Source organism: Candidatus Nealsonbacteria bacterium (assembly GCA_019923605.1).
In the GTDB taxonomy this organism is placed as follows: Bacteria; Patescibacteriota; Minisyncoccia; order Minisyncoccales; family CSSED10-335; genus JAHXGM01.
In genome coordinates, this window is sequence record JAHXGM010000008.1 from 1 (window position 1) to 16,370 (window position 16,370).

The window sequence follows — 16,370 nt, forward strand, 5'->3', positions numbered from 1 at the left end:
TTGGTGCCCAGAGAGAGACTCGAACTCTCAAGGTGTTGCCACCAGCGGATTTTGAGTCCGCCGCGTATACCAATTCCACCACCTGGGCTAATATCACCATTCTACTGAAAAAGAGGAGATTGTAAACTATAAATTGACATCTTTCCACCATTTGCTATACTAATGCCGACTAAATTAGTCTGGTTTAAGATTATGAAAATATCAAAAAAATCACAATACGGACTTCGTGCAATGGTTTGTTTGGCAAACGAAGAATCTGAATTTTGCTCTCTTCGCATCATTTCTGAAAAAGAAAAGATTCCTTTTAGTTATTTAGAAAAAATATTTTCTAAGTTAGAAAAAAGTGGATTGATTGATTCAAAAAAAGGTGTTCAAGGGGGTTATGCTCTTTCTAAGCCTACCAAGAAGATAAAAGTAGGGGAGATAATGAGAGCGTTAGAAGAAGAATTAGTACTCGTTGAATGTATTGGAGCTAAAGGGGTTTGTTCTAAAGAGAAGTCTTGCAAAACAATAGGTCTTTGGAAGAAACTTCAAGAATCTATGGAAAAAACAATAGATTCAATAACATTATATGATCTAACTAAAGAATAATTATGGCAAAAGAAATATATTTAGACTATTCAGCTACAACTCCAATAGATAAGAAGGTTCTTGATAAAATGTTGCCATATCTTCAAGAAAACTATGGTAATCCTTCTTCAATTTATGCCCTAGGACAAAGGTCTCTTTTCGGTATAGACAATTCAAGAAAAATCATTTCCGAATTTTTAGGAGCTAAAGCCGATGAGGTGTTGTTTGTTGGTTCAGCCACAGAAGCTAATAACATGGCTATTTTGGGATTGATAAAAAAATTAGCTAAAAAAGATCTCCATGTAATAACTTCTAAAATAGAGCATCCGTCAGTTTTGGAAACTTGTCGTGCCTTAGAGAAAGAGGGGGCGTCAGTAACTTATCTTCCAGTCGGTAAGAATGGAATTGTTCAAGTTTCTGATGTTGAGAAAAGTATTCAAGCTAATACTGTTCTTGTCTCTGTAATGTATGCCAATAATGAAATAGGAACTATTCAGCCGATTAAAGAAATAGGCGTATTGATAAAAAGGATTAATGAAAAAAGAGAAGCTAAGAATAAGATATTCTTTCATACCGATGCTGTTCAAGGATCAAATTACTTAAATTGCGATGTTAACGATTTAGGAGTAGATATGCTAAGTTTTAGCGGTCATAAGATTTATGGTCCAAAAGGAATAGGTGTTTTATATGTTCAAAGAGGAACTCCAATTAAGCCTATTATCTATGGAGGAGGTCAAGAACAGGGATTAAGACCAGGAACTGAAAATGTGGCTAGTATTGTTGGAATGGGGGAGGCAATTCGTCTAGTTTCTGATAATAAAGAGGAACAAAAAAGTATTAAAAAATTAAGAGATAAGCTTATAAAAGAAGTCTTAAAAATCCCAAGAGCAAGACTTAATGGGTCCGAAACAGATCGCTTGATTAATAACGCTAATTTTAGTTTTAAGGGAGCAGAAGGGGAAAGTATTGTTATGGCTCTCGATCAAAAAGGTATTTTTGCTTCTACCGGGTCAGCTTGTTCTTCAAATAGTTTAGAGCCATCTCATGTGCTTATGGGGATTGGTCTTTCACAAGAAGAAGCTCATTGCAGCTTGAGGGTGACTCTGGGAAGAAAAACTAAAGAAAAAGAAGTAGATGAATTAATTAAGGTGCTGCCGGGTATTATTGAAAGATTAAGAGAAATATCAGGGAGATAAAACTATGAAAAGCTATTATACAAAAAAAGCAATAAATCATTTTATAAAGCCCAAGAATTTTGGGACTCTTAAGGGTGCTGATGGCATTGGAGAGGTTGGTAATATAAAGTGTGGAGACTTAATGAAGCTCTATATCAAGCTAGAGAAGGGAAGGATTGTTGATGTTAAGTTTCATACCTTAGGTTGTGCAGCCGCAATTGCAACATCTGATGTGATCTGTGAAATGGCCAAGGGTAAAACCCCTGAAGAAGCTTTAAAGATTACTTACGAAGATATTGTTAAAGAATTGGGCGATCTTCCAAAGATAAAGATTCATTGTGCTACTTTAGCTCAAGAAGGATTAAAGAGTGCCATTATTAATTATGAAAAGAAAAAGAAGAAGCAGGACTCCTCTGAATAAGGACCTTACTTTTAGGTCAAAAGTAGTATTATCGTTTGATTTAAACCAAGACCGCCCGAAAGCGGTCTTTTAGGTACCACTAATACTACCTAGCCTTAAGTCTATTGACAGGGGCGTTTCTAATATGATACACTTTTGTTATACTATGAAAAGTAAAAGCAATCTATTAGAACAGCTTAAACCCTTGCCCCATTTCAGTAAAAATACTGTTGTTCAGTTTGGCCAGCAGTTGGGGATCAAGGATTCTACAATTAATGTATATATTAGCCGTTTTTTGAAGTATAAAGATATTGTTCAGCTCAAGAGAGGATTGTATGTCTCTAATGATTTTTTTGATAAAAACAGGAACGATGTTTCTTATTCATTTTATCTCGCTAATGTTATTCGGACCCCTTCGTATATTAGTTCATGGGCGGCACTCCAGCATTATAATCTTGCCACAGAATCAATTTATTCCATCACCTCGGTTACTCTTAAGGTAACAAAAGAATACCATACGAAGGCTGGTAATTTTTCCTATCAGTCAATTAGTAAAGATCTTTTCACAGATTTTTATTTGACAAAAGGAAAGTTTGACTTCTATATAGCTTCTCCTTCCAAGGCACTATTTGATTTACTCTATTTAAGAACTCGTCAGTTTAATAACCTTTCAGTAGAACAGATAAAAGTAATGATTTCAGAACTACGAATAGATATTGATGAGATGAGTAGGGATGAGCAGGATAAATTTTATTTGATGATTAATAAATACTGTCATGAGTGAGCAGATTTCAACAATTCTAAAACGTAAGCTCGATGGTCTTTCAGCCTACGGCTTTAGTATTACCGATCCGGATATAAGGATTAATGCTCTTAAGGAAGAATTACAGTTTTATGTTTTAGATTTTATTTACCATCATCCGGAATATAATAAATGGATAATGTATGGCGGATCAGCACTTCGTATTTGTTATGACCTTGATCGTATGTCTGTTGATTTAGATTTTGAGGTCAGTAATGATGTTAATAGTGATTTTCTTAACGAACTTATGGAAGAGGCAGGAAAACATTTTTTGAAAGTATATGGTGTTGATTCTGAATTTTTGAAAATTAGCATTATTAACAACCGGGGCATAGTGCTTAAATTTCGAGTTGGTAATTTGATTGAGGGTTCTGTCTCCGAATGGATTCACGTAAAAATAGATCTTAACCAGTTTGTCCCAGCTTCTGGTGTGGTGACAGAGCGTATAGCGCAGAATCATGGGCAGTTGTCATTTGTGATACTGACCTATAATCTCTCTTCTCTGATGGCGAGCAAAATTGCTGCCATTTTCCTTCGTGGGACACGTGGTGTAGGTAAAGAGACATACGAAGAAAAAGGACGCGATATCTACGATCTCCTTTGGTATATGAGCAAAAAAATAGTTCCTGACCTTGATTATCTGAAAGCAAAAAAAGTTGAGGAGGCGAGAGATTATCGGACACTTTTCACTAAACTCACGGTGAAAATGAGTAACGTAAGTGATGAAAATTTAAAAAAAGATATCACCCCTCTTTTTTTCGATTCTCGGTATGTAACTAACTGGATTAAAAGTTGGCGCGATACTTTCTTTCAGCTACGCGATGAATATAAGGTTAGGATAGTTTCAAAGTTTGAAAGGGTTCGCGTTTTTGAAGACTTTCGCACCGATGTTTTTTCCTTCGTTTTTGAGTACAACACGAAAGAGGGCGACTATGTGCGTATCATATGTAATTTAAGTGAGCGCTGGTTTATCTTTAAGGATATTGAGGCGTCATTTGCAATTAATAATATTGTGAGTGATAACATCGAGTTATCGGATAGTAGTCATCCGACATTGGAGAAAAAGCAGAAAGAATATGCCTCGCTATTCTATGAGAAGATTGAAGCCTATCTGAAGAAAACTAATCATGAGCTTGTTGGCGACACATTAACGACCAAACTTATTCGCGTAACCGCTGATAACCTAAACCAGAAGGAACAGATTGTTCTTCGGAGGGAGGATTTAATCAAGGGTGACTTTGATGATTGGCTGAAATAAGCTTTTCTTATGCTCAATAAATTCACGAAATAAATATGGCCAGAATTTTGAATAAAAACAAGCAATTTAACGGCCTTCTTAAAAAAAAGGTCTTGGTTGGTTTGTCCGGGGGAGTTGACTCTTCAGTTGCAGCCCTTCTTTTAAAAAGAAAAGGATTTGATGTTGTTGGTGGATACATGAATCTTGAGGCTGAAGATAACCGATGTTGCTCTCTTGAATCAAGGAATAGAGCCAAGGCAGTAGCAGATGTTTTAGGCATACCTTTTTATTCTTTTGATATGCGTAAAGAATTTAGAAAAAAAATAGTTTCTAAGTTTGTAGATCAATATAAAAGAAACATTACTCCTAATCCTTGCGTTGATTGTAATAAAGAAATTAAGTTTGGATTATTCTTAGAAAAAGCCCTTGCTCTAGAATTTGATTATGTTGCTACCGGTCATTACATCAGAAAGGATAAAAAAGATCAGACAAACAGGATTCTGAAAGGAAAAGACCCTAAGAAAGACCAGTCATATTTCCTATGGAGACTAAATCAGACACAGCTTGATCGGATTCTTTTTCCTTTGGGAGAATATACAAAAGAGAAGACCAGAGAGCTAGCGAAGAAATATAACTTACCAACTTTTGATGCAAAAGAATCTCAAGAGGTCTGCTTTGTTAAGAGCACAGTAGCTGAATTTTTAAAAGAAAGGTTAGGTGAACGAAAAGGTAAAATCATTAATCTTGATGGTAATGAATTGGGGAACCATCAAGGGATATATTTTTATACCATTGGACAAAGAAAAGGATTAGGTCTTTCTGGTGGACCATATTTTGTTGTTGGGAAAGATATTAAGAAAAACTATTTAATCGTAAGTAAAAATGAATCGGACTTTCTTTCTAGAGAGGTATTCCTTGATCAGGTTAACTGGGTTTCAGGAAAAGAGCCTGATTTTCCTATTCGAGCAAGAGTAAAGATACGATATGGCCACAAACCAGCATTGGCTGAGATTAGAAAGAATAGTATCATCTTTGATGTTCCCCAAAAAGCAATAACCGCAGGGCAATCAGCAGTATTTTATAAAGGCATAGAATTAATTGGAGGGGGAGTCATCTGTGAGTAGGTTTCCTAAATAAATAGGTTTGAGCTTCGGTCAAAAAGCACCTCGTAACTCTAAAGACCACCTTTTAATTAAGGCGGTTTTTTAGTAAAATGATGTTATGAAAGAAAAAAATAAAACTATTATATATCAATCTAAAACAGGGAAAATTGAATTCAGGGGTGACTTTAAAAAGGACACTGTTTGGGGTTCGCTAAATCAGATAGCAGATTTATTTGGTCGTGATAAGTCGGTGATTTCGAGACATATTAATAACATCTATAAATCAAAGGAGTTAGAAAAAGATCCAACTGTTGCAAAAATTGCAACAGTTCAGATGGAAGGAAGCCGAAAAACAAAACGTGAGATTGAATACTACAACCTGGATGTTATTCTATCTGTTGGATACAGAGTAGACTCCAAAGAAGCTACACAGTTTCGCATTTGGGCAACAAAAACTCTTAAACAGCACCTACTCGAGGGTTATACGATTAATAAAAAGCAGATTAGTAGGAACTATCAAAGCTTTATGGAAGCGATATCGAATGTAAGGGCTGTTTTTTCTGAGAAAAAAGAATATGAGGGTGACACGAGTTAAGGTAACCAAGTAGTTATTTGACAGTCTTTTCGTTATAATTTATACTGGAAGTGACCTTTAAGGTGTATAACAGTAAACATATGGACAAAAAACCAACAAAAGGTGAATATTTAGATGTTTTGTTAAGATCTCCCAAGACAGTTTTTTCTGTAAAAGACGTGGTTTTGTTGTGGGGCGAAGAACAAGAACGAAAAGTGGCGCCGAGATTGAATAAATACGCTAAAGCCGGCAAGTTAATAAGATTACGTCGGGGTTTTTATGCTAAAGATAAAAACTATGATCGTTTAGAGTTGGCCACTAGAATTTATACCCCCTCTTATATCAGCTTTGAAACGGTTTTAACTCGGACCGGAATAAACTTTCAAAAATATGATACTATTTTTGTTGCCTCATATATTACCAGAGATATTAAAATAGATGGACAAGAAATATCTTATATCCGCATGAAAAATTATGTATTAAGCGACACCATTGGTATTGAGCAAAATGGCAATGTCGCCATGGCCACTAAAGAAAGGGCTTTTTTGGATAGAATTTATATCAGTAAAGATTATCATTTTGATAATTTAGATATCTTAGATTGGGATAGGGTCTTTAAGATTTTACCGATTTATCATAATAAGCGAATGGAGAAAAAAGTTAAATCTTACTTTAATTACTATAAAAAAGAGCAGGCGATTAATCCTGAGAATATATGACAATTAATTATGCCAAGCACAAAAATATCTTGTTGCAAATTTTAAAAGATATTTATTCCGATACTTCTATTTCTCCTCATTTAGGATTTAAGGGTGGGACAGCTGCTTATTTTTTTTATGGTTTGAGTAGAGATTCTTTTGATTTGGATTTTGATTTATTGGATGAAAGTAAACAGCAGATTGTTTTTCACAAAATCCGAAAAATAGCAGGTAACTACGGCAAAGTGATTGATTCCAGGGTCAAGAAATTTAATTTATTAAATGTTATTTCCCATGATATTAAATCGCAGAATATAAAGATTGAAGTTAATAGGCGGGATTTCAGTTCAAGATATGAGGTAAAGACATTATTGGGCATCTCTATGTTGGTTATGGTGCAGGAAGATATGTTCGCCCATAAATTGATGGCTATGCTGGAACGAGTCGGCAAAACCAGTCGGGATATTTATGATGTTTGGTATTTTCTAAATAATAACTGGCCGATTAATAAAGAAATTGTAGAAAGACGATCCGGTGTTTCTTTTAGAGAGGCTTTACAAAAATGCGTTGATGAAATGGAAAAAATAAAAGATCGTAATTTATTGGTCGGTTTAGGAGAATCATTAACCGATTTGCAAAAAGATTGGGCTCGGTCAAAGTTAAAATCAGAAACCATTTTTTTATTAAAAGCCCGCATGGAGAGCGAGAAATAGTCTATTGTTATCCTTCTAAATTGCTTGTCTTGATTTTTATGGGGGTTATATTAATTCTCGGGGGAATTTATTGTTAACAAAAAGAATTGAATGCTAATTTTTAATGTTTTGAATAACTTAATCCATTGTGCGACTGATTTGAGGAGCTAACCCATTGACAACTAATTTACTAAATGATAGAACCCCCTTATAGGGGGTTTTAATGTAAAATAATAATTATGGAAAAATATACTAAAAAAGACATTCTGAAAAGAATGAATTATATCCAGGGTCATCTGGAAGGTGTTAAAAAGATGATAGAGGAAGATAGATATTGTGTTGATATCATCACTCAGCAAAAGGGAGTAGCGTCAGCCATTAAGAAGGTTAATAAAATGATTTTAGCTAATCATCTTAATTGCTGCATAGTTTCAGCAATTGAAGGAAAAGATAAGAAGAATCAAGAAGAAAAAATAGTGGAGCTTTTAGGAATTTTAACAGAAGAGTAAATATGTTTAAAAAAATAAAAATTAACCTTGAAGGAATTAAGTCAGAAAATGATTCGGACCTTATCAAGAGGGAAGTGGACCTTTTAAAGGGCGTCATTGACGTTGATGTTAAGGGTACTTATGTCTTTATTGATTTTGAAGAAGAAATGATTTCTGAGGATAAAATTTTAAATAATTTAAAAGATCTTGGATTTAAGACTGGGAAAATCGAAGAAGTTCCATTAGTTTTTCAGCATACATATTTTACTAAGGGGACTCATTGTTCTTCTTGTGAAATTATTATCGAGAAGAAAATAATTGAAATTGATAATGTAAAATCAGTTGATGCTTCAACTGATAAAGTTGTTTTAAGTTATGAAGGCGAAAGACCTTCACTTTCCTTATTAAATAATCTTTTTAAAGAAGAGGGATACACCTTCTTTGAAGAGCCTGTTTCGGAAAAGAAAAAATTGAGCTCAAAAGACTTGGTCAATGTTTTTTTAGTTGCTACAGTGGCAATTCTAGTTTTTCTTGGCTTAAGTAGGCTTGGATTAGGTAGTCTTGTTAATATAACTGCTTCATCATCTTTACCATTATTTTTTATCTTTGGAATTATGGCCGGCCTTTCAAGCTGCCTTGCCTTGGTGGGAGGAATAGTTTTATCAATATCAAAGCAATGGCAAGAGAATTATTCTTATAAAAAAACATTCATAGGCAGGGCAGAACCCATAATTTTATTTAACCTGGGCAGAATAGTTTCTTTTGCTTTTTTTGGATTTTTCCTAGGATATTTGGGATCAAGACTGCAATTTTCAATTGCCTTCACTTCAATCTTTGTAATTATAATTTCTTTAGCAATGATAATTTTAGCGCTTCAAATGTTAGGGCTAAATTCATATCGTTTTTCATTGCCTAGGGGAGCTATGAACTATATTAATACTGGAATGGGTAAGAAAAAAAAGAACACGCCTTTTTTTATAGGAGCTGCAACATTCTTTCTTCCTTGCGGTTTTACGGTAACCGTTCAGAGCTTGGCTTTACTTTCGGGGAGCCCGTTACAATCTTCGTTAATGATGCTTTTCTTTGCCTTAGGAACCGCGCCTACTCTTTTTATAATTGGGTTAAGTAGTATTAAGTTTGCTTCAGATAAATTTATTAAAATAGCCGGAATCTTAGTCTTATTCTTTGCATTTTATAATATAAACTCCCAGTTAAATGTTTTAGGTTTTCCTAGTTTAGGCAATGCTTCTTTTAGGGCTATAGGTGGTGAACCAGGATTTCCACCAATTATAAATGGAAAGCAGGTAATTAAAATGGATGCCCTGGCTTTTGGATACAAGCCAAACTATTTCAAGGTTAAGGTTGGGATTCCAGTAAGATGGGAAATAGAGGATAAGGGAACTAGTGGTTGTACTAATGCCATAATTTCAAGAAGTCTTTTTGATGGCGAGATTAAACTTACTCCGGGTCAGACCAGTATTAAAGAGTTTACTCCCGAAAAACCAGGAAGATACATTTTTAGCTGCTGGATGGGACACATTTCTGGGGTTATAGAGGTAGTTGGTCCGAGCTCTGGGGAGGATTCTGAAATAGAATATATTCCGGCAAGTTCTTGTAACTTTTTAGAGGAAGATTATCAATGTAATTAAAAAATATGAATTATAAAAAAATATTACCAATATTAATTCTCGGGTTAGTAATCGTTCTATTATTTCTCTTTCAAGAGAATGAAGAAGTAGTTAATCAAAATAACGATGTTTATCTTCAAGAGTCCAAACAGGAATACAAAGGAGAAAGGGGAGAAACAGTCTATTTAGCTAATGGATTAGCGGAGATAGATATTTCTGATTTAGAGAAAAATGAAGTTCGCTTCTTTAACACCGATCTTTCTGGGAAAAAGGTATATTTCTTTATCGCAAGAGATGGTGAAGGAGTTTATCGTGCCGCAGCCAATGAATGTCAGGTTTGTTTTTCTGCTAGAACCGGATTTAGGCAAGAAGGCGATGAAATTGTTTGTAATAATTGCGGAAACAGATATCCCTTAAATAGGATTGCGACCGAGAAAGGAGGATGTAATCCTGCTCCTATTGATCCTGATATTAAGGCTGAAAATGGCATAATTAGGATTGAAGCGGAGAAATTAGAAGAAATTTCTTATTTATTTTAAACATATGAATAACAAAAAATTCAAAGTATCGGGAATGGACTGCGCTTCTTGCGCGTTGAGTATAGAAAAATCCCTTAAGAAAATTAGTGGTGTAAAGGAGGCCAGTGTTAACTTTGTATCTGGTAAAGTCTCTGTTGAATCTGATAACGTTTCAGATGAAGAAATCAAGAAAGCAATAACTGAGGCGGGTAATTACAAGATTATTGAGGCGGGCGATATTAAATCCATTACCCTTAAAATATCGGGAATGGATTGCGCTTCTTGTTCTTTAAAGATTGAAAAAGGACTTAAGAGTATTGATGGTGTTAAGAGTGCTAGTGTTAATTACGCTAGTGGTAAGGCGATAATAGAATATGATTCAGCTCTGGTTGGCTTGAGTAAAATTAAGGGTATTATTAAAAAGACTGGATATAGTGTTGTTGATGAAAAAGAGAAGGACCCAGAAGGTGAAGAATTGAAGAGTGCATCATTTAAAATGTGGTTCTCAGTTTTCTTTGGCAGCATTAACATGACTTTAATGATGGTTATGATGTTTGTTCCGATTCCGCACCATTTTATTATAACCGTAATTCTAGCTTTCCCAGTAATATTTTTTGCTGGTTGGGATACTCACAAAAGCGCTTTACGTTCAGTTAGGAACTTAAGTCCTAATATGGATACCCTTGTTACTATGGGAACTTTGATTCCTTATCTTTTGAGTTTTTTGGGATTCATTTATCCTAATATAACAACTTTTGTTGAAATGGCCACCTCTATTCTAACCTTTCATTTAGTCGGAAGATTTCTTGAAGCAAGAGCTAAAGGAAGAGCAAGTTCAGCTATTAAGAAGCTTATAGAACTCGGCGCTAAAAATGCTCGGATTATTGAAAATGGGGAAGAGAAAGAAATTCCTGTTGAGGAATTAAAGATTGATGATGTAATGGTTGTCAGGCCGGGAGAAAAGATTCCAACTGATGGAGTTGTGGTTTCAGGAGAAAGCTATATCGATGAATCAATGGCAACGGGGGAATCCTTACCTGTTACCAGAAAAGAAGGCGATGCGGTAATTGGATCAACTATTAACAAACAAGGGTTTTTAAAGATTAGGGTTACTAAAGTAGGGAAAGATACTTTTCTTTCGCAAATTATAAAATTAGTTGAAGAATGTCAGGGTAGTAAAGTTCCGATTCAAGAATTTGTAGATAAGATAACTGGGTATTTTGTTCCAGCAGTTATTGTTCTAGCAATTAGTACTTTTGCATCTTGGATGATTTTTCCTGAGTTTCACTTATCAATAGCTGAATTTTTCAATTTCCCTTGGACGACCTTAGATGCTCCTATTTTGACTCTAGCGATATTAGCAACAACTGCAGTTCTAGTTATATCTTGCCCTTGTGCACTAGGCCTTGCTACTCCTACCGCTTTAATGGTTGGATCAGGGCTTGGAGCTGAAAGAGGGATATTGATAAGAAACGGAGAGGCAATTCAAACAATGAAAGATGTTTCGGTAGTTGTTTTTGATAAAACGGGAACTATTACCAAGGGTAAGCCTGATGTAACTGATATTATCTCTTATGCCGGTTTTTCAGAAGATGATATTCTTTTTTACACCGCATCAATAGAGTATTTATCAGAACATCCTTTGGCTTATGCAATTGTTCAGCGAGCCAAGTCAAAAAAAATCAATTTAGCTGATGTTAAAGGATTTTCATCTATTTCAGGCAAAGGAGTGGTTGGTAAAATTGAAGATAAAGAAATTTTGATTGGTAACAGAGCCTTGATGGAGGAGAAGGGTATTGATAATAAAGACTATTACAAAGATCAGGAGAAGCTTGAGATTGAGGGAAAGACGGCAATGATAGTTTCAATAGAGGGAAGAGTTGCTGGAATTATTGCCGTTGCTGACACTATAAAAGAAGGATCTGAAGAGGCGATAAAAGAGATTAAAGAAATGGGAATTAGTACTGCCATAATAACGGGGGATAATGAACGTACAGCTAAGGCAATAGCTCAAAAGGTTGGAATAGACCATGTGATTTCAGGGGTTTTGCCCGATGGTAAGGTTGATGAAGTAAAGAAGCTTCAAGAAAAATTCGGAACCGTTTCTATGGTCGGGGATGGAATAAATGATGCACCAGCTCTAAAACAGGCCAATGTCGGAATTGCAATTGGGACCGGAACTGATATCGCAATAGAATCAGCTGACATTATTTTAATAAGAGGTGATTTAGGGGGAGTTGTATCAGCTATCAAGCTATCGAATGAAACTTTTAAGAAGATAAAGCAGAACTACTTTTGGGCATGGTTTTATAACGCTGTTGCTATTCCAGCTGCAGTCTTTGGGTTACTTCATCCAATAATTGGGGCAGGAGCAATGGCTTTGAGTTCATTGAACGTGGTGCTTAATTCTCTTAGATTGAAGAAAGCTAAGATATAGATTTGTCGGCAGTTACCCTATAATATGTTTAATGGGGGGGCGATATTTCTGCCTCTTCATTGCATATCATCGTCTAGATTGAGTTAAATCTTCCTCTTGAATAACCATAAATGAGATCCTGTGTCCTAAATTATGATTTGATGGAAAAAGTTATTTTAAAATTTAAAACTTAGAATTCAAGTAGCCACTCCCATAATGGCTTGAGCTGTATTACGTTACCGTCTTTTTCTACTTCCCGTTTTTCGTGCCACGTGAGCAAAGTTATTTTCTTTACTTTTAACTCATTGCCTGCTTCAAATAATGCTTTCGTTTCTCTCTGTTCGACATCGGGATTCGTCAGGTCATAGCAGACTTGTATCAGTTCCATTACTTGATATCCATTTTTAACTACAAAATCTATCTCTCGGTCATTGCGAGTTTTGTAATAAAATAATTCGCGACCGGTTCGATTACCTCGTTTTACTAGTTCTGTAAAAACAAGATTTTCCATGAGCTTGCCGGTATCAGGGGAGTGCTGGACTGCCTTTGCGGTTACTAGTCCATTGTCCACTACGTATACTTTCTTTGATGATTGTATTCTGGTGCTGACTTTCGTCGAATGTCGATCCAAAGAAAAAATCAAATATGCCTCGGTAAGATAGCCGAGGTATTTCGCTAGAGTGACATCGCTCTTAAAGGCTAGAACATTGGCAAGTTTTCTTGCAGAGTACGGATTAGAAACATTGTTTATAAGGTAGGATCCGAGACTATCAATTTGCGTAGAAAAGCGGACTTTGTGTCGCTTAATTACATCCTTAAAAAGAACTGCGTCAAACAGCACGTCAAGATAGCCCCGAGGCTCGACATCTTTCGTCACAATCTCCGGATAACCACCGTTTGCCATATATTGAGTTAGGTATCCAAGAAGTCTTGCTTTTTCATCGGGCAATAAAAGTTTGTCGGCCGAAACTTCGTACTGTCTAGCTTTCAAAATTTCTCTAAAATCAAATGGCAATATTTCTATTGGAATATGCCTTCCAGTGAGATGTGTAGCGAGTTCTTTTGAAAGTAGGGAAGCGTTAGATCCGGTCAGCACTAAATTATAGCCTAATCGGTGTAAGCGATTGACGAATAGTTCCCAATTAGGAAGATTCTGTATTTCATCAAAGAGAATATATTTAGTATCTCCATATACTTGCTTGAGCTCCGAAAGAAGCTCATCAAGGTCAATCTTTTCTTCTCCGGGGAGTGATTCATCGTCAAAGTTAAAGTATGCGAAATTATGAGCTTTGAGAAGCATTAAGGCAAAGACAGATTTACCCGCTCGACGCGGCCCCAGAATGACCTTTATGAGGTCAGAAGACATCAGCTTTTGAGCGTCTTTCTCTTTGGTACGCTCTACGTAAGAAAGAGAGAGAAGCCTGTCCCTGTCCTGTTTTTGCTTGGAAACTGTAGCTTTTAGCATAGTATTTATATCGTACTATGCACTTTATTCTTTTTATGCATAGTATAAACAGTATAATATGTATAATAAGTAAAAGCAAGCCATAATCTTATCTAATATAAAAACAAGGTTAAAGTGCAGAGAGATCTGGGCAGTCTTGTCCAATACAAAACAACCCTGAAATGAAACTTGTTTCTAACACAAAACAACCCTGAAATTGATGTTGTATATAAAGGTAAAAAGATAGAATATGTGGGTTTTTCTCATACACCATCTTTTGGAATGCAGAAAAATGCAGATTTTTCGGTATTGTTAACTCCTGATGATATAGAAATTTCAAGGAAAGAAAACTATTTTTAATTCGGGTGAGTTTAATAAAAATTCAGTTGTTGCAAAAATTGCAACAACTGTTGATGACGGAAAAAATATCAAGTTGATTACTACAACCTAGATGTTGTTTTATCTGTTGGATATAGAGTAGATTCTAAAAAAGCTACACAGTGAAAAGCGGAAAGTAATCCTAGAGAAAAAGATAAGATGACTAAATTAGTATTGTTATTATTAGGAAAAGAAAATAATTGGATTTTCAAAACTGGCTTGAACTTTGACTAATCCTGGGAGCATAATAAGGAGGATGGCCATTTAAAGTTGTGTGGGGGGTTTGTTTGACACGTGTTTAGTTCCTAGTATACTAGGAACTAGGAACTACTTTATATGGAAAAGAAAACAAGCCATAAAATAATAAATTATCTTAAAGAAAATAAGCAAGCCAGTGGATCAGAACTCGCTGATTTTTTGAATATTAGCGATCGGGCGGTAAGAAAACAACTTAAAAATCTTTTAGATGAAGGAATTGTTTATAAAGCAGGTAAACCGCCAAAAGTTTTTTATTTAATAAAAAAAAATCAATCAGCTCATATAACGAATCTCTTTGTTCTATCTGATAGAAATAAAAGAATTATTGAAGAAAATTATTTAATTATAACCCCTAGTGGCGAAAGAAAAGAGGGGGCAGAGGGGTTTATCTATTGGTGTAATAAGAATAATCTAGATATTAGTAAGATAGCTGATGATTATATTAAAACTTTTGAAAAATATAACAAATATAAAAAAGAGGGAGTCATCAAGGGAAATGATAAATTTCAAAATACTTTTAAAGAAGTTTTCTTGGACGATGTTTATTACCTAGATTTTTATAACATTGAAAGGTTCGGAAAAACCAAACTTGGACAGCTCCTCCTTTATGGAAAACAAAGTGGAAACAAGAAGATAATAAAAGAGATTATAGAAATGATTAAGCCCAAGATAGAAAGAATAGTTAAAACCCATAGAATTGATGCAGTTGGCTTTATCCCATGGACAGTAAAAAGAGAGGTTCAAATTATGCGTGAGCTTGAAAAAGGGTTGAAGTTAAGTATAGGAAGAATAAAAATAGAAAAAATAAAAACAGAAATAACTGTTCCTCAAAAAACACTAAGTAAGCTTGGTGATAGAATTGAGAATGCAGAAAAAACTATTGTTTTGACAGAGAAAATAAAATATAAAAACATTTTACTAATAGACGATGCTGTTGGCTCTGGAGCAACTATGAATGAAACAGCTAGGCAAATTAAGAATAGGGGAATTGCTAAAAAGGTGGTAGGAATTGCGGTAACAGGAAGTTTTAAGGGGTTCGACGTAATTAGCGAAGTCTAGTTTTAAAATATTCTGTTCTTAATTCTTTTAGATACTGATATCTTGATTGCGTGTCCATCATACTTAATTTCGGTTAGAAATTAAATGATTTAACCAATACCGAAATAGTCAGATTTTAGATGATTTAATGCGTTATCTTGCGTAAATCCGCACTGACATGGTAAAAAACAATAATGATTCAGTATGATTTAAAGAAAATAAAATTTGGAACAGACAAGGCTACATTTGAGCGAGGAGTTGATCTCTACCAAGGTGGGAAAGTAACGAAGTTTCAAAAAGGTGGCCGTGTTTTTTCGGCGGTTGTTTTGGGCACAAAGCAGTACGATGTTTTTGTCTCAGAGAGAAATTATGATCGAGGAGAATGTAATTGCTATCTTGGACAAAAAGAAATACTTTGTAAACATATGATAGCTGTGGCAATTTATGCAGTTATGGATGGAAAGCAACTAACAGAAGAGGATCAAAAAGTAACCGACGAATTAATATTTAGTGGTCGGATAGGGGAATTAACCAAAGAAGAAGTATCTGCTATCAAGAAAGAGATTACATCGGCGATGAGCTATATTAAAGCGTACAGAGGGCCATCTCGTATTTGGTTTAGCTATCAGAGTTCTTTACAAGAAGGATGTAACCGCTTATCTTATTTAATTTCCGAACTGCCCGTTAGTAAGCAGACTGCGGATTTATTAGTAAATCTGCTTCTGCGTCTTGATAGAAAACTTTCTGGCGGAGTTGATGATTCTGACGGTACGGTCGGAGGATTTATCTACGAGGTTGTTGATGTGCTTACGAAATATACGGAAATTGACTGCAATTGCATTAAATCGTTTGAGAAGATTTTGGAAAGAGAAACAATGTTTGGGTGGGAGGAGCCTTTAATAAGAATACTTGATGAAGGTATTTTGCAAGAATAAGCAAGCTATTGATAAA

17 protein-coding genes, 1 tRNA gene and 1 pseudogene are annotated in these 16,370 nt (G+C 35.1%); 17 read left to right on the top strand and 2 right to left on the bottom strand.

What is annotated here, in order from left to right:
• Position 1 precedes the first annotated feature (1 nt).
• Positions 2–88, bottom strand: a tRNA-Leu gene (locus tag KY054_01780).
• Between the two features lie 104 nt (positions 89–192).
• Here KY054_01780 and KY054_01785 point away from each other — a divergent pair.
• From KY054_01785 to KY054_01845, 13 genes are all read left to right on the top strand, one after another.
• Complete coding sequence (locus KY054_01785) at positions 193–591, top strand: Rrf2 family transcriptional regulator (protein MBZ1356485.1); 399 nt, start codon at positions 193–195, stop codon at positions 589–591.
• A 2-nt stretch (positions 592–593) separates the two neighbouring features.
• The gene (locus tag KY054_01790; GenBank protein ID MBZ1356486.1) at positions 594–1,766 is read left to right on the top strand and encodes a cysteine desulfurase; all 1,173 of its coding nucleotides are present in this window, start codon (positions 594–596) and stop codon (positions 1,764–1,766) included.
• Positions 1,767–1,770: 4 nt separating this feature from the next.
• The gene (locus KY054_01795; protein MBZ1356487.1) at positions 1,771–2,166 is read left to right on the top strand and encodes an iron-sulfur cluster assembly scaffold protein; all 396 of its coding nucleotides are present in this window, start codon (positions 1,771–1,773) and stop codon (positions 2,164–2,166) included.
• 145 nt (positions 2,167–2,311) lie between these two features.
• Positions 2,312–2,929: a hypothetical protein gene (locus KY054_01800; protein MBZ1356488.1), complete on the top strand. Its 618-nt coding sequence runs from the start codon at positions 2,312–2,314 to the stop codon at positions 2,927–2,929.
• Positions 2,922–4,205 (top strand): nucleotidyl transferase AbiEii/AbiGii toxin family protein, encoded by a 1,284-nt coding sequence (locus KY054_01805; GenBank protein MBZ1356489.1) that lies wholly within the window; start codon positions 2,922–2,924, stop codon positions 4,203–4,205. Before KY054_01800 ends, KY054_01805 begins: the two co-directional genes overlap by 8 nt.
• A 35-nt stretch (positions 4,206–4,240) precedes the next feature.
• Positions 4,241–5,308, top strand: a complete 1,068-nt coding sequence (gene mnmA / locus KY054_01810) for a tRNA 2-thiouridine(34) synthase MnmA (protein MBZ1356490.1) — start codon at positions 4,241–4,243, stop codon at positions 5,306–5,308.
• Positions 5,309–5,405: 97 nt separating this feature from the next.
• A complete protein-coding gene (locus KY054_01815) occupies positions 5,406–5,882 on the top strand; it encodes a virulence RhuM family protein (protein MBZ1356491.1) in 477 nt (158 codons plus the stop codon).
• Positions 5,883–5,962: 80 nt separating this feature from the next.
• Entirely contained in the window at positions 5,963–6,580 is a 618-nt protein-coding gene (locus KY054_01820; GenBank protein MBZ1356492.1) for a type IV toxin-antitoxin system AbiEi family antitoxin domain-containing protein, read from the top strand.
• Positions 6,577–7,272, top strand: a complete 696-nt coding sequence (locus KY054_01825) for a nucleotidyl transferase AbiEii/AbiGii toxin family protein (protein MBZ1356493.1) — start codon at positions 6,577–6,579, stop codon at positions 7,270–7,272. Before KY054_01820 ends, KY054_01825 begins: the two co-directional genes overlap by 4 nt.
• A gap of 218 nt (positions 7,273–7,490) precedes the next feature.
• Positions 7,491–7,760 (top strand): metal-sensitive transcriptional regulator, encoded by a 270-nt coding sequence (locus KY054_01830; GenBank protein ID MBZ1356494.1) that lies wholly within the window; start codon positions 7,491–7,493, stop codon positions 7,758–7,760.
• Positions 7,761–7,762: 2 nt separating this feature from the next.
• Positions 7,763–9,388, top strand: a complete 1,626-nt coding sequence (locus tag KY054_01835; protein ID MBZ1356495.1) for a sulfite exporter TauE/SafE family protein — start codon at positions 7,763–7,765, stop codon at positions 9,386–9,388.
• Positions 9,389–9,393: 5 nt separating this feature from the next.
• A complete protein-coding gene (locus KY054_01840) occupies positions 9,394–9,906 on the top strand; it encodes a DUF2318 domain-containing protein (protein ID MBZ1356496.1) in 513 nt (170 codons plus the stop codon).
• Positions 9,907–9,910: 4 nt separating this feature from the next.
• Positions 9,911–12,322, top strand: a complete 2,412-nt coding sequence (locus KY054_01845; GenBank protein ID MBZ1356497.1) for a heavy metal translocating P-type ATPase — start codon at positions 9,911–9,913, stop codon at positions 12,320–12,322.
• Between the two features lie 169 nt (positions 12,323–12,491).
• Here KY054_01845 and KY054_01850 read toward each other — a convergent pair whose 3' ends face one another.
• Complete coding sequence (locus KY054_01850) at positions 12,492–13,766, bottom strand: ATP-binding protein (protein MBZ1356498.1); 1,275 nt, start codon at positions 13,764–13,766, stop codon at positions 12,492–12,494.
• Between the two features lie 168 nt (positions 13,767–13,934).
• Here KY054_01850 and KY054_01855 point away from each other — a divergent pair, with 168 nt between their 5' ends.
• The 4 genes and pseudogenes from KY054_01855 (at position 13,935) to KY054_01870 (ending at position 16,354) form a co-directional block, all read left to right on the top strand.
• Entirely contained in the window at positions 13,935–14,105 is a 171-nt protein-coding gene (locus KY054_01855) for a hypothetical protein (protein MBZ1356499.1), read from the top strand.
• A pseudogene (locus KY054_01860) lies at positions 14,098–14,249 on the top strand (virulence RhuM family protein). The gene KY054_01855 and the pseudogene KY054_01860 overlap by 8 nt, the downstream one beginning before the upstream one ends.
• 210 nt (positions 14,250–14,459) lie before the next feature.
• Positions 14,460–15,440 (top strand): winged helix-turn-helix transcriptional regulator, encoded by a 981-nt coding sequence (locus tag KY054_01865; GenBank protein MBZ1356500.1) that lies wholly within the window; start codon positions 14,460–14,462, stop codon positions 15,438–15,440.
• A gap of 173 nt (positions 15,441–15,613) precedes the next feature.
• On the top strand, positions 15,614–16,354 hold the full coding sequence (locus tag KY054_01870) for a hypothetical protein (GenBank protein ID MBZ1356501.1): 741 nt from the start codon (positions 15,614–15,616) through the stop codon (positions 16,352–16,354).
• The last annotated feature ends 16 nt before the right edge of the window (positions 16,355–16,370 follow it).